The sequence below is a fragment of the Parasphingorhabdus marina DSM 22363 genome (assembly GCF_900128895.1).
Lineage (GTDB): Bacteria > Pseudomonadota > Alphaproteobacteria > Sphingomonadales > Sphingomonadaceae > Parasphingorhabdus > Parasphingorhabdus marina.
In genome coordinates this window covers 985085-1001537 of sequence record NZ_FSQW01000002.1, presented here as the reverse complement: position 1 = coordinate 1001537, position 16453 = coordinate 985085, and the positions used below count along the sequence as shown (strand labels likewise).

The following is a 16453-nucleotide window of genomic DNA, read 5'->3' as shown; positions in this document are numbered from 1 at the left end:
GACGCTGCCCCCGCAAGGGCGGGCAGGGCGGAACACTGATTTCCACCCGTGCCACCTTTGCGGGGGCAGCGGTTTTCCGGCTTCGGGGGAAGCAGTGTAATGGCAACCGAAATCGACTATTATGAACAGCTTCAGGTCGACCGTGGATGTGACGGCGCGACCCTGAAATCATCCTATCGCAAGCTGGCGATGCAATATCACCCGGACCGCAATCCCGGGGATGCCGAAGCCGAGGCGAAGTTCAAGGCGATCAGCGAAGCCTATGACGTTCTCAAGGATCCGCAAAAACGTGCGGCCTATGATCGTTATGGCCATGCTGCCTTCACCAATGGCGGCGGAAACAATGCCGGCGGCGGTGGTTTTGCCGGTGCGGCGTTCAACGACATTGGCGATATTTTCGAGACCATTTTCGGTGGCGGCAATGGCGGCGGGTTTGGCGGCCAGCAGCAACGCGGTCCGGCGCGCGGCGCGGATCTCCGCTATGACATGGAAATCACGCTGGAAGAGGCATTCCACGGACAGCAAACCGAAATCGAGATTGATGTGTCGGTCGGTTGCGACGAATGTGATGGCTCCGGATCAGAGCCCGGAACCGGTTCCAGGACCTGTCACACCTGTCACGGACATGGCAAGGTACGCGCGCAACAGGGCTTTTTCGTTGTTGAACGCACTTGTGCGACCTGTCAGGGTCGCGGCGAAGTGATCGAGAGTCCCTGCCATGTCTGCTATGGCGAGGGGCGGGTCGACAAGCCGCAGACACTTGAAGTCGAAATCCCGGCCGGCGTCGACACCGGCACCCGCATCCGGCTGAGCGGCAAGGGCGAGGCCGGCGCGCGCGGCGCGGCACCTGGTGATCTCTATATTTTCATCCACCTGAAACGGCACCCGATTTTCGAACGCGACGGTACGACCTTGTTCACCCGCGCCCCGATCAGCTTCTCGGTCGCGGCACTGGGCGGCGAAATCACGATCCCGGGACTCGATGGCACCAAACATGACATCCGGATTCCTGCGGGTATCCAGAGCGGCAAGCAGATCCGCCAGCGAGGCGCCGGCATGCCCGTGCTGCGCGGCCGCGGCCATGGCGACATGGTGGTCCAGATTGACGTGGAAACACCAACCAGGCTGAGCAAGGAACAACGCCAGATTTTGCGGCAGTTCCAGGAAACCGAAACCGGCGCCGAAAGCCCGCAATCGGAAGGCTTTTTCTCCCGCCTGAAAGACGCCTGGGAAGATTTGACGGAATAAAGCGGGTGTTGTCCCCTATCTCTTCAATGGCTTCAATCGCGCTGTGAGAGATTTTCTGCATTCGGTTTCCATCCCGGCGGCCCAAAAACGAACATCAGCGCATCCCGCCATGACCGGGCGCCGGCAATATCGCGGAAGAATTGCGGCAGTTCGGAAAACCATACGACCAGTGGATTGACGCTTTGGAAATCCCGTTTCAGACCATAGTTTGGTGTTTCTTCTTCACGCTGGTAGGTCCCGAATAGTCGGTCCCAGACAATCAGGATGCCGCCATAATTGGTGTCGATATATTTGTCGTCGCAGCCATGGTGGACGCGATGGTTGGCGGGCGTGTTGAGGAAACTGTCCAGAACAGGCAGCTTGCCTATCAGTTCGGTATGAATCCACACCTGATAGGCGAGCACCGCGATGATGCCGAAAAAGACCAGTTCTGCCGGGAATCCAATCAATATCAGTGGCAAGTGGAGGATGGCAGAAATGACCCCCTCCAGTGACCCGAACCGGATCGCGACGGCGATATTCATTTCACGGGATGAATGATGAACCGCATGCTGGGTCCAGAAAAGGCGGACTTCATGTGCTATACGATGTTCCCAGTAATATACAAAATCAGCCGCCAGGAGCACCGCCAATATGGTCCAGATATTGACCGGCAATGTCCAGCTGATGAAATTGTCGCTGAGCAGAACAAACCCGGCATATACGAAAGACAGCAGGAAAGTTTCGGCGAGAATCGAGGGTATCTGTGTGGATATGCTGGCAAGGATGTCCAGTAGCTTTCGGCCCTTGAATCTCCCCGAAAACAGGGATTTCGCCATCTCGATCGCGAGCATGGCGATCCCGATCAGGAAGAAGCCGTCCTCCAGTGAATAAGCCAGTTTCATGATAGGATCATTGTCCATTTTTATTTGCTCCCAGTCCGTGAACAAGTGTTTGCCAGGCGAGGGTCGTGGCCTGCGACGGTGTTGTTTCCTCTGCCATCACGCTCTCCCATGCCGCGTATAAAATGTTGTCAAAACTGCGTGTGATCCAGTCGGTGGGTACCGCCGTATCAAACAACCCCTCATTCTTGGCCGCATCCACCAACTCGCGCATTTCATGTTGCTGTTTTTGGAACTCTGCGGCGATATCGGCATGGTCCTCGACCGGTTCGCGCAAAAGAAACTGGTAGCGATCACCCAGCGGGATCAGCGCACCCAGCATCTGGCGGATGGCATCGGAGTAAGAAGGCGACTCCGAACAGGCGGCCTCCACAGCCTGATCCATTTCACGAATGGCGGTCCACGCCATCGCCCGGATCAGATCTTCACGGCCGGAAAAATGGCGGTGCAGAGTGGCACGGCCCACCCCGGCATGGCTGGCAATTTCCGCCAGCGATGCCTTGGGGTTTTCGTTGAGCAGATCAAATCCCGCAGCAATGACGGATTGTTCGGCAGATGGGCGAATCATGTTTTTCATGAGACATATATGTCTCAAATGGGACTATATTGTCAAATCTGTCAAATCCGCTTTGGCGACCAATACGGATACAGGCGCTTTGGCTGCCAGCCGATGTTCAAACCTTTGCTATTGATTTTTCGGGTTAATTCCAAAGAAATTTGCATCCACAAAGCTCTTTATGGCTGCATTGTCTTCATCATTGTTCGTGCCTGTATATTCCCAAATCTGTTCATGCAGGACGACCTCTTTTGACCGCGCGTCGATTCCGATCAATGCGATCGGTACGCCCGCAGCCTTTGAGATCCGCAAGTACCCCTTTTTATATGCGCGCACTTTGCTGCGCGTTCCTTCCGGCGTGAGCCCCAACCAGACATTTTCGTTACGATCAAACCAGTTCACCATTTGAGATGTCACATTTCTTTGCCTCGAACGGTCAATCGGCACTCCACCTAAATATTTGAAGATGGTGCCGAGCGGCCAGCGAAAGGCTTCTCTTTTCATCATGAACGAAACTTTGAGTCCCACGGATTGCATGCATGCCATGGCAAGTATGAAATCCCAGTTGGATGTATGCGGCATGCCGACGATGATCAGCTTTTTTTCCGACGGTAGCTTTCCGACCATTTTCCAACCGATACACCGCAATATAAAGCGTCCCAGCCATCGCGTGAATCGATTTCCCATACGTGGACTTGATGCCGAAAGTATATTGTCATAGTCTGCTTTCATTCTCAAAATCCGGTTTCAAAAAATCTTGTCAAATCACGCGTTGAGACGAATGGGGCGGCGCCAGTGAACAACATTGCGTCAGTTATTGGGAAATGAAACATGTCGTGCTTAACTCGATTATGTCGCTCAATATCACTACGCGCAAATTGCGAAACTGGATCGCGCGAGAACGGCCATAGCGGGAAATTTTCATGTCCGGTTTTGTGACTGTAGCGGGCATCCAATTGCGTCCGATCGGAATGTCGAATACCATTCTGCGCAATGGGAAAAAAACCGCATCTCCATATCCACGGCACCGTCATTTCGACCTACACCCGTATCGTGCAGACGGTGGCGGAGGAGGCGGGCGTCAGCTGGGGGATAACGGCGACACCTGCGCAATCACCGGAAAACTTGCGCCGCCATCCGTTCGGGAAAGTGCCGACCGTCGAGATTGACGGGCTCAACCTGTTCGAAAGCGTCGCGATTGCGCAATATATCGACAATGCACATCATGGCGGGGCGCTCCAGCCGGATGATGCGAAAACCCGTGTGGAAATGGATCGCTGGATTGCGATTGCCAATAATTATCTGTTTCCGGTCTTCGAGCATGGCCTGATCATGCCCTATCTCGCGCATCACCATCTCCACACGCCGCTGCGGTCGGACATTATTGAAGCCGCGCTGCCAGAAATCGCGCATCATCTGGGAGTGGTGTGCGAACGGATCGAACATTCTCCACATTTCGCTGGTCCGGATTTCACGCTGGCGGATATCTTTGTCTATTGCGTCACCCGCCCGGTGCAACTGACGCCGGAAGGGGATAATCTGATCGGCCAGTTGCTGCCGCTTCGCCACTGGCTCAACCGCATCGGAAAACGGGATAGCCTGGTGGCGACGCGATGGCCCGCGGAGAAATGACTGTCCTACCTTGCCGGTCTGGCTTATGTTCCTGCGCGATGACAAAGCGCCCGGACATCGAAAATTTCGCCAATGTGTCACCTTGGTACTCTGGCCAGAAAACGGCTGAAATCATATGCATGCAGCCTGACCTGGCAGGGTTACACACTGTCACCTTTGTCACCCTGGGGATGGCCAGATGATGCTGCCTTCGCTCCTTGTGATTGATGATTTCCTCGCCGATCCGATGGCTGCCCGGAGAGTGGCTCTGGAGCTCGATTATGACCCGGACAACAAGCATGGCAATTATCCGGGGCATATTTCGACCGAGCCTTTGGTCGTGGAGGGGCTCAACGAACGTATCGGCAAGATGATCAACGCGCCGGTAAAGGCTGCAGAGAATACCAGCCACATGCACTGCCGCGTGACGCTTTCAGGGGACAAGGGGCGCAGCGGGGTGCATATTGATCCGGCTTTCTATTCCGGGATCCTGTATCTTTCCCTGCCCGAAGATTGCAAAGGCGGGACGGAGTTTTTCCGCCACAAGCGCACCGGGCTGGAACGGGTGCCCACCGATCTGCCGGCCATCCAGAAAGCCGGCTACACGGATATCAATGATCTGATCGAAGACGTGGTGAACAAGGATACCAACCGATCGGCGCAATGGACCAGGGTGATGACCGTGCCCATGCGGTTCAACCGGCTGATCCTGTTCAGCCCGTGGCTGTTCCACAATAGCGGCAAGGCTTTCGGGAAAACGCCCGAGGAGGGTCGGCTGGTACAGCTGATGTTTTTTGCAAAAGGATGATTGTCTGTTAGGTGGTTGCAGACTTTTCAGGAGACTGTCGATGAATATGATCCGTTCCCGCACGCTCGCCGCCGCTCTTTTGGCTGCAACCCCGCTGGCATTGTCCGGCTGCGCCCAGAGCAATGCCCAGGAGACAGACCGGTTTGCCGGCGTCGAGATCAAGACCGAACAACTGGCAGATGGCGTGGCGGTGATGTTCGGTGCGGGCGGCAATATCGGCGTGTCTTACGGACCGGATGGCACCGTGCTTATTGACGACCAGTTCGCGCCACTGACACCCAAAATCCAGGCGGCGGTTGCGGCGCTTGGGGCGGATCCGGTCAAATATCTGATCAACACGCACTGGCATGGCGATCACACGGGCGGCAACGAGAATTTTGGCAAGGCTGGTGCGCTGATCATGGCACATGATCATGTCCGGGAACGCATGCTGGGGATTCAGAAGACCGGTCGGGGCAATGATCCTGCGTCTCCGAAAGAAGCGCTACCGGTGGTGACCTATCATGACGGTCTCAAGCTCCATCTCAATGGCGATGAAGTGCATGTGAAGCACATGCGCCATGCCCATACCGATGGCGACAGCATCATCTTCTGGAAGAAAGCCAATGTGCTGCACATGGGGGATCTGTATTTCAACAAGGTCACCTTGCCTTTTATCGATTTGAATAGCGGTGGCAATGCCCGCGGGGTGCTTGCTGCGGCTGAAAAGGCGCTCAAGATGGGCGATGAAAATACCAAGGTCATCCCGGGTCACGGGCCGATGGCGACCAAGGCCGATCTCGCGGAATATCGCGACATGGTGAAGACGGTGATTGGCGCGGTGGAATCTGCCATGGCCGAGGGCAAGAGCCTGGAAGAGATCCAGGCGATGAAACCCGCGGCCAAATGGGACACCAATCCCAAGGCGTTCATCAAGGGCGACGCGTTTGTGGAAGCGGTTTTCAAAAGTCTGGAATTGCCGCCGCATGACGAGAGTCATCACGACTAGCTTGTCCGGAGCTCCTGGAGGAATCAGACCGGGATGGCGCGGGCGATTTCCTTGCGGAGGGAAGTGAATAGCGGACCAATGGTGGTCAGCCGTTTTTCTTCCTCATCGACAATCTTGCGAAAGATCGTCTTTTTGAATTCCAGGGTCATTTGCGCATCGGGCCGCTTGCCTTCCGGCACGGTCGACAACATGATATCAATCATCCGTTCCGCCCCGTGCAATCGGCCCCAGAGATAGTCATTCTCGCGATAGCTTCGGCTAAAAAACGCACCGAAGTTATTGAATTCTATGCCTTTTAATGTCGCTGCGACACCTCCCTTGCGAATGGCTTTCGCATCTTCCGGTGAAATCCGGTCGACCTTGATCGGATCAAATTCATCCAGTCCTTCGCCCTGGAGCAGGGGCAGGGTGGCGATGTCGTAGAATGGGAAGCCCAGGAACGCCAGAAGCATGGAACGCTTTTCCTTTTTCGGCAGGCCGATCAGGGCCTCGGCCAGTCTCTGGTCGACCGTGGCATCCGCAGAGGTCAGATCCCGTGCGCTGGCCAGCCCGTCGAGCATGGCTGCAGGCATGGTATCTGCCTGAGCCGCCAGCGCCGCAAAATCCTCGCCGAGATAGTCCACCGTTTCGCGCTCGATGTAGATGGCGAGGCAGTCGTAGATCACATCGTGCATCTTCTCGATCGCGACGTAATCTTCCGGTGCACAGTCATCCAGATCCTCGGCCAGGCGTCGGGCAAGGAACCGCAGACGCCGAATCCGGTAGCCCAGATCCTGTTCGCGAAAGAAATCAATGGCCGATTTTGACGGACCCGCTCCGGCTTTCTTGCCGACATTTTCCAGACCGCGTTTGTGGAGCTCGCTCCACAGGATATCCCGCAGAGCCTGCTGGTTCTGTGCCAGCGGTTCATTTCTGGCCCGGCGGACAGTTTGCACGATTTCCTCGACAATGGTGGTCAGCTTCAGGTGCCCATAGGCGCTATAGGAAAAGCCGGAGAGCTTCGCCGCCTTGTCGCGGGATTTGCGTCGCCATGTCGCGAGGCGGCTGGCTGTTGGCCGGTCCAGAAACAGCGTGCGCCCAAACAGGCCCTCGACGATTTGCTCGACCTCGCCACGCAGATTGTCGGTGATCAGTCGCATCTGGATGATCCGGTTTGATCGCCGTGCGATATCATCGAGATTGTCCCGGATCGGTTGCTCGCGGGGAATATTGGATATCGCTCCGAATATCGTGGAGAAGAAACCGGGCAGACTTTCATTCTCTTCGTCCTGGGCGGCCTGCAACCGCTGCATCGCCTTGTCGCTCTTGGCGACATCAAGATCGGGACGCGGATCGATATAGACAAAGCGCCGGTCGATTTCACGTTTGGCCGGGCGGTTTTTCAAGGCCTCAATGGCCTGTGCAAAAGGCGCGTTCGCCAGCACGGACCCGTCGATCAGGATGGTATCTTCGGCGGTACCGGTGCGGCTCTGATTGGGAAGCACGCGCCGAAGGAAATTCTTGCGACCGGACCAGACATAGCCCTTGTCTTTCAGCACCTCGTCCAGTTCCGCCACGGTAAAAGGCGGGAAGGCCCCCGGAAAACTGGCGGTGGCGCGGCCGGAGAACACCAGCTCGGCGGGGTCGGCAACATTCCTGCTTTTTTGTCCGCGAGTGGAAAAACCGATGGTGATCCGGTGCTCCATTTCCAGCGCTTCCGGCGGACTGTTGAGTTGCAATTTTTCCGGATGGCCGACGAAATCGGTGACGGTCACGAACAAATCCAGCGGTTGTTCCGGGGGCAGCAGGCGCGGACCTGCTTCGCTTTTGGTCATGGCCTCCAGTGCATCGAAGATGAGCGTCGAGAAGACTTTCCCGCCAAAGGGTGGAGCGAACCACCGGGCGCGGACGAAACGGGACAGCTTCATCTTGACTTCTTCGCGGGCTTCCTTGGAAACAGTCTGTTCGACCGCACCACCTTTGCGACCGAGGGCCAGCCAGGCAATCGGTTCTGCCCAGAATTTGGAAAAGCGGGACAGCGGACGGGCATCGGGGTCGAGCAGGCGATCAACATCTGCCGTATCGAGCCACATGTCGGTGAGCGGTTCCAGCGACTGACCGGAAATGATGGCCTGCGAGAGGAAGATCCCGTTTATCCCGCCGGCACTGGCGCCGGCAATAATATCGGGGAGAACCCTCAGCCGGATGCCGGTTTCCTGTTCCATCCATTCAAACATGTCGAAATAGATGCCGCGACTGCACTGGTCATTGCGTGTGCCATCATGAAAATCCCGGCTGGCCTGGGCAAGCTTCCAGATTTCCTTGGTGATCCCGTGCATGTAGATGGCGAGGCTTACGCCGCCATAGCATATCAGGGCCAGTCGCAATTCTTTTTGACGCATGAATCACGTGCCTACAGCAAGGGCAGGGCGGTGCAAGTGGGATTGGTCAGAAAATTCTGGCGTTCCTTGTTTGTTCTGGTAAGTGAAAGCCATGGCCAAGGCGAAAAAGAAATATGTCTGTCAGGATTGCGGGTCGATTTCCCATCGGTGGCAGGGGCAATGTCCCGATTGCGGAGAATGGAACACGCTCACCGAAGAAGCGGGAGAAACCGTATTTGCCGCCAAGCATAATTTGCAGACAGGCGGGCGCGCGGTGCGGCTTGTCGGACTGGACAGCGATATTGCCCTGCCTGACCGCAAGCAAACCGGCATTGCGGAATTTGACCGGGCGGTCGGCGGCGGCCTGGTTGCGGGTTCCGCGACGCTCATGGGCGGGGATCCCGGAATCGGTAAATCGACCCTCCTGCTGCAGGTTTCCGCTCGTCTCGCGGATCTGGGTCTGTCGGTGGCCTATATTTCGGGAGAGGAAGCGGCCGATCAGGTGCGTTTGCGCGCGCGGCGGCTCGGACTGGGGAAGTCCCCGGTCCAGCTGGCATCGGCGACTTCGGTTCGCGATATTCTCACGACCCTGCGAACCGATGCGCCTGATTTTGTCGTCATTGACTCCATTCAAACCATGCACAGCGATCTCATCGAAGGCGCACCCGGAACTGTCAGTCAGGTTCGTGCATCAGCACAGGAGCTGATCAAGTTCGCCAAGGAGCATGGCACGATGCTGATGCTGGTGGGACATGTCACCAAAGATGGCAATATCGCGGGTCCGAGGGTCCTCGAACATATGGTCGATACCGTCATGAGTTTTGAAGGGGAGCGCAGCCACCAGTACCGGATCCTGCGGTCGATCAAGAACCGCTTTGGCGGGACGGATGAAATCGGCGTTTTTGCGATGGAAGAGAAGGGCCTGACCGAGGTGCAAAATCCTTCGGCTCTGTTCCTGACGGACCGTAGCGAAGAAGTGACGGGGGCAACTGTGTTTCCGGCTCTGGAAGGCACCAGACCAGTGCTTGTTGAAATTCAGGCTTTGACCGTCCGTCTGGCCAGCGGGGCCACGCCGCGCCGTTCCGTGGTGGGCTGGGACAGTTCACGACTGGCGATGATTCTGGCCGTTCTTGAAGCGCGCTGCGGGCTGAGTTTTTCCGGTGCCGAAGTCTATCTCAACATTGCCGGCGGCTATCGCCTGACGGATCCGGCTGCGGATCTCGCTGTGGCCGCCGCACTGATATCCGCCCATGCCGAACGACCGATGCCCAGCGATGCCGTGATTTTCGGGGAAATTTCCCTGTCCGGGGAAATTCGCCCTGTCGCCAACACGCCGTTGCGGCTGAAAGAAGCCGCCAAACTGGGTTTCGACCGAGCATTGATTCCCGCCTCGGGAGAGAAGGGGGCAAAAGGCCCGAAACAGCTGCATTTTGCGAAGCTCGCCAATCTCGTTGACCATATGCTTGGCCGCGACTAGCTAGACAGCATGACTGCCTTGGATATTTTTGTACTCTTGCTGATGGGCAGCGGGGCAATTTTCGGTTTTCTGCGCGGGCTTGTTCAGGAAATTTTGTCGCTTTGTGTCTGGCTGCTGATCATTGTCGCTGTGCGTTTTCTGCATCCGGCGGCAACCGACTTTCTCTCGGGTCCGATCGGAAATGAGGGCGGCGCTTCGGTTTTGGCCTTTGCGGCCATTCTGATCGTCGTTTACGCTCTGGGCCGTTCGATTGCGCGGGCCATTGGCCAAAAATCGCGCAAATCGCTGCTCGGACCGGTGGACCGGGTGCTGGGCTTCGGGTTTGGCATGATCAAGGGACTGCTTGTGGCAACGCTTTTCTATCTGCTGGTGACCCTGGTTTATGACAGCTTTTATGGTCCGGAAGAGAACCGGCCGGAGTGGTTGACGGAGTCGCGAACCTATCCGCTACTCAATGCGAGTGGCTCCGCTATGGTCGATCTTGTAGAACAGCAACGCAGCGGTCAGGAAGCCGACGAATGAACCAGCCATTATATACACGTGATATATTGAGATTGGCCGTTTCGATTCCGCATGAAGGGCGATTGCCTGATGCGCACGGAAGTGCCGAGATTCGCTCGCAAACCTGCGGCAGCCGGGTTGTTGCCGATGTGCGTATCTCCAGTGACCAAAAAATTGAACAGCTGGGAGTCGAGGTCAACGCCTGCGCGCTTGGCCAGGCGTCCACTGCCATTGTCGCGGGTCAGGCAGTTGGCCGATCCAGCACAGAAATCAAGGCAGCACGTGAGCATTTGCAGGATTTTCTGGAAGGCAGGCAAGAAAGCCCGGGCACATGGCGGGATATTGATCTGCTGGCAACTGCCAGGGATTATCCTGGTCGCCATGCCGCAATTCTGTTACCCTATGATGCAATTCTGGAAGCCCTTGCTATTGCTTCTCAAGCGGATGGGGCCAGCTGACAGATGGATCATGGTGCCGCACATTTCGGGGATTTGCTGATAGCCGGTTTCATCATGCTGGCGGCTGCATTGCTGCTCGTACTTTTGTTTCGAAAGTTCGGCATCGGTGCGGTTCTCGGATATTTGATCGCGGGCGTGCTGATCGGTCCGCAAGGATTTGGTCTGATCAGCGAAGGCAGAACCATCCTCGAATTCTCAGAGATCGGGATCATCCTGCTGCTGTTCCTCGTTGGCCTTGAGCTTGCACCGGCCCGGCTTATGCGATTGCGACGGGCGATTTTCGGACTGGGGATGAGCCAGGTGATCCTTTGCGGCATCGCGCTGTTTCTGCTGATTTATCTCTCGTCCACTTTTACCTGGGGAGCGGCTTTGGCGATTGGACTTCCGCTCGCCTTGTCATCGACAGCCCAGGTGTTGCCCATGCTGCAGTCCAGCGGACGACTAAACACGCCTTCCGGAGAAAACGCCTTTTCGATTTTGCTGTTTCAGGATCTGTCGATCATTCCTCTGCTGACGATTGTCGGGGTACTTTCACGTGCTCCCGCGGCTGATGACAGCCTCCCGGGGTGGCTCACCGCCATACTCGGTGTGCTGGCGATTGGCGGGTTGATTCTCGCAGGGCGCTACCTTTTGCAGCCGTTGCTGAAACTGATCGGTCAGATCGCTGAACGGGAGTTGTTCATTGTGGCGGGCCTCGTCGCGGTCTTTGGCAGCGCAGCCCTGATGGAAGTTATCGGCCTGTCACCTGCTCTCGGTGCCTTTATTGCCGGTGTCATGCTGGCCAATTCGCCCTATCGGCACGAACTGGAGGCGGATATCGATCCGTTCCGTTCGCTGCTGCTCGGGCTTTTCTTCCTGGCCGTTGGGATGATGCTCGACCTGAGTGTGATCCGGGACAACACGGCGTTTGTCTTTACGGCCGCTCTGATTCTGGTCGCGACAAAGACCCTGATCATTTTCGGCCTTGGAAAGCTTTTCGGAATGGAGACATTGCCGGCTCTGGGCATGGGACTTTTGCTGAGCCAGGGCGGAGAATTCGGTTTCGTCTTGTTCGCCGAAGCGGAGCGGGCCATGCTGATTGATCCGCAAGCCAGCAGTTTATTCGGTGCTGTCATCACCGTATCCATGGCCACAACACCATTCCTGATGCTGATCGCGCAGAAATTTGGCACGACGGCTTCCCAGACTGATGTCGAACTGGATGATCCCTCGCGTGCCGAGCGTTCCTCTGTTCTGGTAGTCGGGCACGGGCGATTTGGACAGACCGTGTCGCAGATGTTGCAGGGTGCCAATGTGTCCGTGACTATCATCGACATCAAGCCACAACAAATCGATGTCAGTCAGCAATTCGGGCGCAAGGTCTTTTATGGCGATGGCACGCGAACAGATCTGTTGCGTAACGCGGGAGCGGACAATTGTGCCGCAATCATTTTCTGCATCGATGACCGCCAATTCGGGGCGGAAGCACTCGACAAGATTGCAATGGCGTTTCCAGAAACCAAGCTGTTTGTCCGTGCCTTTGACCGAGTGCATCTACTGGATGTGAAAAAGGCCAACCTGGCGGGTGTCAAGCGGGAGGTGTTTGAATCGGCCATCCATCTGGCCAAGCAAGCGATGATGGCGATGGATCTGGACGAAGCCCTGATTGAAGAGGTCGACCGCGAATATCGCCGTCTCGATTGTGACCGCCTCGAAGCGCAGCGTGCTGCCGATGACATGTTTGCCGGCCGGCATATCGGATTTGGTCTTTCCGGCAGCAAGATGAGCAGTGACTAGACCCCTCGCTCAGCGACAATTGTCCAGAAAATCCACTACATCCTTCAGATCGACGTCGGGCGCCAGAAATGTTTGACCAATTCCGTTTGCCAGAAGGAAAGGCAATCGTCCGGATTGCATTTTCTTGTCATGCATCATGTGGCCGACCAGGGCTTGTCCTGTAGCCTCTACCGATGCACTTGTCAGATCAAACGGGAGGCCGACCGCCTGAAGCGCGGCTTTGACGCGCCCGGCATCAGCGGCCGGGCAATGGCCGCGCCTTTGAGAATATCCAAAGGCAAGGGCCATGCCAGCAGCAACCGCCTCGCCGTGAACCAGGCGGGCGGAATATCCCGTGTCCGCTTCCAGCGCATGTCCGAACGTATGTCCGAGATTCAGCAGGGCCCGTGTGCCACTGAGTTCGCGTTCGTCTGCTGCGACAATCCGGGCTTTGGCTGAAACGCTTTCCGCGATGGCATGGACCAGCGCATTGCTGTCCCGGCCGAGCACCCTGGCGCCATTCTGTTCGCACCATTCAAAAAAGTCCGGCTTGTCAATCAAACCATATTTCAGCACCTCTGCATAACCGGCACGAAGTTCGCGGTCGGGCAGACTGTTCAATACCTCCGGGTCGATCAGGACGAATTCCGGCTGGTTGAAGCTGCCCACCAGATTTTTGCCGGCCTTGCTGTTGATCGCGGTCTTGCCGCCGACGCTGCTGTCGACCTGCGCTAGCAAACTGGTGGGAATCTGCACGAATTTGCAGCCCCGCTTGATGATCGCGGCGGCAAAACCAACCAGATCGCCGATCACGCCACCGCCGAGCGCAACCAGAATGTCAGACCGTTCAATCTGCTCCTCGAGCAGGCTCTCAACCAGGTCTTCAAGCATCTTCCAGCTTTTGGTCGATTCGCCAGCCGGCAAGATATGTTCTTTGTGGGCAATGCGCCCGGTGTCGAGAGACGCGCGTAGTGTCGGGAGAATATGGTTCGCGACATTTTCGTCCGTAACAATGAATACCCGCCCGTTTTTCACAAAGGGACCGAGATGATCGCCAGCTGATGCCAGGGCACCGGGCTCGATCAATATTTCATAGCTGCGTTCGGCCAGTTCGACGGGAATGCGTGTCATTGTGCAAGGGAACTCAAGATGCTGTTTACGGTGGTTTCGTGCGGTGAATCATTCCCGACGACATGAACGTGGGCCTGCGCATAGACAGGATTTCGTTCATTCGCCAGCTTTCGCAAAATTTGTTCGGGATCACCATTTTTGAGTAAAGGCCTGGTATCCCGTCTCGCCACCCGCTTTACAAGGATATCAATATCCGCGTCCAGCCAGACCGCGGTTGCCTGTGACAGGATGAGGTTGCGTGTTTCCGCATTCATGAAGGCCCCTCCGCCGGTGGCAATGACCTGCATGTGATCATCCAGCAATCTCGAAATCACGCGGCGTTCGCCATCACGAAAATAATCTTCGCCAAACCGGTCGAATATCTCGGAAATCGTCAGGCCAGCGGCTTTCTCGATTTCTTCGTCGGCGTCAACAAACGGCAAATCCAGTTTTTTTGCCAGCCGGCGGCCAACGGTTGTTTTGCCAACGCCCATCAGACCGATGAGAACGATTGGACGATCAACTTCCAGTCCGGTGCTTCCACCCGAATCTTCGGCAGGCTGATCAAAAGAGTCTTCCATGTTTTTGTTCATTGAGGCAAAGGCTATACATAGGTTGCCAAAGAGTGCCAAACTCAATGCATCCGGATTTGGGTTATGGTCGAAAAGAGTTGGGATTAGAGATGCCGCGCAGTCTGGTTGTCATATTGTTGTTTGTGATTCTGTTAGGTGCTGGCATGTATGGACTGGCTTCGATGGACGTGGAGCAGGAGCTCGCACCAGTCGAGAAACCGGTGCTGAATCCCGGGACATCCAGTTGATGCGTCGACAGATCAACAAACTGCTTCTTCCTTCCGCCGCAATCGGTGCGCTGATCATCAGCCTGCCGGCTCTGGGTCAGGACAATCCCGAATCCCTGTTGCCCCCGGGCTTTGGCGATCCCGATCCTGCACCTCCCGCAACGCCTGCACCGCCGCCTGCGACAACACCAGTGGCTCCGCCACCGGTTACCGGGCCATCTCCCGCGCAACCATCTGCACAACCGAGTTCCCCAGCTCCAGGCGCGCCTGGTCCTGCCAGCACTTCCGGTCTGGATTTGCCGTCATCCCTGCTCGACGAGGATGGCGAGCCGGATCTCAGTGAACTGGATGATTTGCTGCAGCCGCAATATTATCTTGCTGCGGGCGAGACGCGTCCGATGGATGAAATCGGTGTGCTTTCTCCGGAAACCGGAGGGCTGGCACCTGACGCATTTGGTGAGGAGGGCGGTCAATATCTGTCCAATCTGATCCGCAATCTGCGGGGGCCGATATTGTCCCGCTGGAGCTCGATATTGCTGAGGAGAACATTGCTCAGCAAGGTGGATAGCCCGGCCAATGCAAATCCTGCGGACTGGGTAGCGGAACGGGCCTGGCGGCTGTTGCTGATGGGCGAAGCCGATGCCGCAAGATCCCTGGTTTTGAAGGTGGACGGCGGCAATTATACGCCGCGGCTCTATGAAGTTGCGATGCAGGCCCATCTGGCAACGGCTGATCCGGCCGGAATCTGTCCATCGGTTCCCGGTGGCGACAAAGTCAGTGATGCACCCACCTGGACGATGTTCGGACCGATATGCGCCTCATTCTCCGGAGAGCAGAGCCGAGCCACATCTCTGCTCCGGCAGGCACGCCGGAACAAGGTTGCAACGGGCATCGACTATTTGCTGGCCGAAAAGACCGTGGGTGCAGGGTTCGAAGGCCGGCGAGCGGTCACCATTGACTGGGACGAAATCCAGTATTTCAACAACTGGCGTTATGGCCTGGGTGCCGCGACCGGCGTCGAACCCCCTGATCGCCTGTATCAACAGGCTGGCCGGCACGTGCAGGGCTGGCGCGCCCGGGCCCCGATGCTGGCGATCGATTCCCGCATGAAGGCATCCGCCATCGCTGCGGCCATTGGTGTTTTGTCAAACAAGGCCATCGTGGGCTTGTATTCTGCTGCTTATGACGATCCGGAAACGGGTGAGGACTGGAAAGTCCAGGCTTCGTTGCTGCGCTCCGCCTACAGGGCGCCGACGGCATCCGAGCGCATTGAAGCCATGCGGACACTGTGGAGCAGGTCCGATGCGCCGTTGACATCATATGGCGCGAAAATACTGACAGCTCGAGCCGCAGCCAAAATTGCTCCATCCAGCAGTCTTTCCGACGACAGCACCGACCTGATCGCCTCGATGCTCAGCGCCGGATTTGATCGGAACGCAGCAAACTGGTTTCCGGAAGTGGCTGCGGGCAGTGAGAGTTGGGGACTTCTGGTAGTCGGCATTCCCTCGAACAGTCTCTCGATAAACTATTCGGATCTGGACGAATTTGGCGACAATGACGGGACGGAGGATCAGCTCAAGAGCCAGTTTCTGCTGGCAGCGCTTGCCGGCCTGGACAGACTGGACCAGTCGGCTTTGCAGGATTTTTCGCAAGATATGGACCTGGACCTGGACCGGAGCAGCAAATGGACCAGGGCGATTGTTTCCGCCGCGCGCCGGCAACAACAGGGAACCGTGGCGCTGTTGACCGCGGTCGGCATGCAGGGGAGGGACTGGAGCGCCATGTCACCCCTGCACCTGTACCACATTATTCGCGCCCTGAAATCTGTCGGGATGGAGCCAGAGGCCCGCATGATAGCAGCTGAGGCGCTGACCCGGGTATAATGGCGCAAACCCGGTTTG

Annotated in this window: 16 protein-coding genes; 10 read left to right on the top strand and 6 right to left on the bottom strand. The window is 56.8% G+C overall.

Annotated elements, in window-relative coordinates; genetic code table 11:
* Positions 1-99 precede the first annotated feature (99 nt).
* Entirely contained in the window at positions 100-1248 is a 1149-nt protein-coding gene (dnaJ, locus tag BUQ90_RS14530) for a molecular chaperone DnaJ (protein WP_074205850.1), read from the top strand.
* Between the two features lie 32 nt (positions 1249-1280).
* On the opposite strand, the gene BUQ90_RS14525 is transcribed toward dnaJ, so the two are convergent.
* The 3 genes from BUQ90_RS14525 to BUQ90_RS14515 all read right to left on the bottom strand — a co-directional run bounded on the left by BUQ90_RS14525 (position 1281) and on the right by BUQ90_RS14515 (position 3417).
* A complete protein-coding gene (locus BUQ90_RS14525; protein ID WP_074205849.1) occupies positions 1281-2150 on the bottom strand; it encodes a sterol desaturase family protein in 870 nt (289 codons plus the stop codon).
* Positions 2140-2706: a TetR/AcrR family transcriptional regulator gene (locus BUQ90_RS14520; protein ID WP_074205848.1), complete on the bottom strand. Its 567-nt coding sequence runs from the start codon at positions 2704-2706 to the stop codon at positions 2140-2142. The genes BUQ90_RS14525 and BUQ90_RS14520 overlap by 11 nt, the downstream gene beginning before the upstream one ends.
* Positions 2707-2814: 108 nt before the next feature.
* A complete protein-coding gene (locus BUQ90_RS14515; RefSeq protein ID WP_084192717.1) occupies positions 2815-3417 on the bottom strand; it encodes a 1-acyl-sn-glycerol-3-phosphate acyltransferase in 603 nt (200 codons plus the stop codon).
* Positions 3418-3678: 261 nt separating this feature from the next.
* Between BUQ90_RS14515 and BUQ90_RS14510 the strand changes: the two genes are divergently transcribed.
* The 3 genes from BUQ90_RS14510 (at position 3679) to BUQ90_RS14500 (ending at position 6092) form a co-directional block, all read left to right on the top strand.
* Complete coding sequence (locus BUQ90_RS14510; RefSeq protein ID WP_074205846.1) at positions 3679-4317, top strand: glutathione S-transferase family protein; 639 nt, start codon at positions 3679-3681, stop codon at positions 4315-4317.
* Between the two features lie 178 nt (positions 4318-4495).
* Complete coding sequence (locus tag BUQ90_RS14505) at positions 4496-5104, top strand: DUF6445 family protein (protein WP_239447443.1); 609 nt, start codon at positions 4496-4498, stop codon at positions 5102-5104.
* A 40-nt stretch (positions 5105-5144) separates the two neighbouring features.
* Positions 5145-6092 carry an MBL fold metallo-hydrolase gene (locus BUQ90_RS14500; protein ID WP_239447442.1) on the top strand — a complete coding sequence of 316 codons (948 nt, stop codon included), beginning with the start codon at positions 5145-5147 and terminating at the stop codon, positions 6090-6092.
* Between the two features lie 23 nt (positions 6093-6115).
* Here the strand turns inward: BUQ90_RS14500 and BUQ90_RS14495 are convergent, their stop codons facing one another.
* Positions 6116-8473, bottom strand: coding sequence for a patatin-like protein (locus tag BUQ90_RS14495; RefSeq protein ID WP_074205845.1), 2358 nt, complete (start codon positions 8471-8473; stop codon positions 6116-6118).
* A 91-nt stretch (positions 8474-8564) separates the two neighbouring features.
* On the opposite strand from BUQ90_RS14495, the gene radA reads away from it, so the two are divergent.
* From radA to BUQ90_RS14475, 4 genes are read left to right on the top strand one after another with little or no spacing between them, the layout of a single operon-like run.
* Positions 8565-9929, top strand: coding sequence for a DNA repair protein RadA (gene radA / locus BUQ90_RS14490; RefSeq protein ID WP_074205844.1), 1365 nt, complete (start codon positions 8565-8567; stop codon positions 9927-9929).
* A gap of 9 nt (positions 9930-9938) precedes the next feature.
* Positions 9939-10451: a CvpA family protein gene (locus BUQ90_RS14485; RefSeq protein ID WP_074205843.1), complete on the top strand. Its 513-nt coding sequence runs from the start codon at positions 9939-9941 to the stop codon at positions 10449-10451.
* Positions 10448-10888: an iron-sulfur cluster assembly scaffold protein gene (locus BUQ90_RS14480; protein ID WP_074205842.1), complete on the top strand. Its 441-nt coding sequence runs from the start codon at positions 10448-10450 to the stop codon at positions 10886-10888. Before BUQ90_RS14485 ends, BUQ90_RS14480 begins: the two co-directional genes overlap by 4 nt.
* A 3-nt stretch (positions 10889-10891) precedes the next feature.
* A complete protein-coding gene (locus tag BUQ90_RS14475) occupies positions 10892-12664 on the top strand; it encodes a monovalent cation:proton antiporter-2 (CPA2) family protein (RefSeq protein ID WP_074205841.1) in 1773 nt (590 codons plus the stop codon).
* A gap of 9 nt (positions 12665-12673) precedes the next feature.
* Here the strand turns inward: BUQ90_RS14475 and aroB are convergent, their stop codons facing one another.
* Positions 12674-13774, bottom strand: coding sequence for a 3-dehydroquinate synthase (aroB, locus tag BUQ90_RS14470; protein ID WP_074205840.1), 1101 nt, complete (start codon positions 13772-13774; stop codon positions 12674-12676).
* Complete coding sequence (locus tag BUQ90_RS14465; RefSeq protein ID WP_084192716.1) at positions 13771-14334, bottom strand: shikimate kinase; 564 nt, start codon at positions 14332-14334, stop codon at positions 13771-13773. The genes aroB and BUQ90_RS14465 overlap by 4 nt, the downstream gene beginning before the upstream one ends.
* Positions 14335-14435: 101 nt before the next feature.
* Here BUQ90_RS14465 and BUQ90_RS17715 point away from each other — a divergent pair, with 101 nt between their 5' ends.
* Positions 14436-14573 (top strand): hypothetical protein, encoded by a 138-nt coding sequence (locus BUQ90_RS17715; protein ID WP_159437119.1) that lies wholly within the window; start codon positions 14436-14438, stop codon positions 14571-14573.
* The gene (locus BUQ90_RS14455) at positions 14573-16435 is read left to right on the top strand and encodes a hypothetical protein (protein WP_074205838.1); all 1863 of its coding nucleotides are present in this window, start codon (positions 14573-14575) and stop codon (positions 16433-16435) included. The genes BUQ90_RS17715 and BUQ90_RS14455 overlap by 1 nt, the downstream gene beginning before the upstream one ends.
* Positions 16436-16453 lie beyond the last annotated feature (18 nt).

Coding starts and splice junctions, on each gene's coding strand:
- dnaJ (WP_074205850.1), top strand. CDS start 100: ATGGCAACCGAAATCGACTATTATGAACAGCTTCAGGTCGACCGTGGA.
- BUQ90_RS14510 (WP_074205846.1), top strand. CDS start 3,679: ATGGGAAAAAAACCGCATCTCCATATCCACGGCACCGTCATTTCGACC.
- BUQ90_RS14475 (WP_074205841.1), top strand. CDS start 10,892: ATGGATCATGGTGCCGCACATTTCGGGGATTTGCTGATAGCCGGTTTC.
- BUQ90_RS14455 (WP_074205838.1), top strand. CDS start 14,573: ATGCGTCGACAGATCAACAAACTGCTTCTTCCTTCCGCCGCAATCGGT.
- BUQ90_RS14495 (WP_074205845.1), bottom strand. CDS start 8,473: ATGCGTCAAAAAGAATTGCGACTGGCCCTGATATGCTATGGCGGCGTA.
- BUQ90_RS14465 (WP_084192716.1), bottom strand. CDS start 14,334: ATGGAAGACTCTTTTGATCAGCCTGCCGAAGATTCGGGTGGAAGCACC.
- BUQ90_RS14515 (WP_084192717.1), bottom strand. CDS start 3,417: ATGAAAGCAGACTATGACAATATACTTTCGGCATCAAGTCCACGTATG.
- BUQ90_RS14525 (WP_074205849.1), bottom strand. CDS start 2,150: ATGGACAATGATCCTATCATGAAACTGGCTTATTCACTGGAGGACGGC.
- BUQ90_RS14505 (WP_239447443.1), top strand. CDS start 4,496: ATGATGCTGCCTTCGCTCCTTGTGATTGATGATTTCCTCGCCGATCCG.
- aroB (WP_074205840.1), bottom strand. CDS start 13,774: ATGACACGCATTCCCGTCGAACTGGCCGAACGCAGCTATGAAATATTG.
- BUQ90_RS14485 (WP_074205843.1), top strand. CDS start 9,939: ATGACTGCCTTGGATATTTTTGTACTCTTGCTGATGGGCAGCGGGGCA.
- BUQ90_RS14480 (WP_074205842.1), top strand. CDS start 10,448: ATGAACCAGCCATTATATACACGTGATATATTGAGATTGGCCGTTTCG.
- BUQ90_RS14520 (WP_074205848.1), bottom strand. CDS start 2,706: ATGAAAAACATGATTCGCCCATCTGCCGAACAATCCGTCATTGCTGCG.
- radA (WP_074205844.1), top strand. CDS start 8,565: ATGGCCAAGGCGAAAAAGAAATATGTCTGTCAGGATTGCGGGTCGATT.
- BUQ90_RS14500 (WP_239447442.1), top strand. CDS start 5,145: ATGAATATGATCCGTTCCCGCACGCTCGCCGCCGCTCTTTTGGCTGCA.
- BUQ90_RS17715 (WP_159437119.1), top strand. CDS start 14,436: ATGCCGCGCAGTCTGGTTGTCATATTGTTGTTTGTGATTCTGTTAGGT.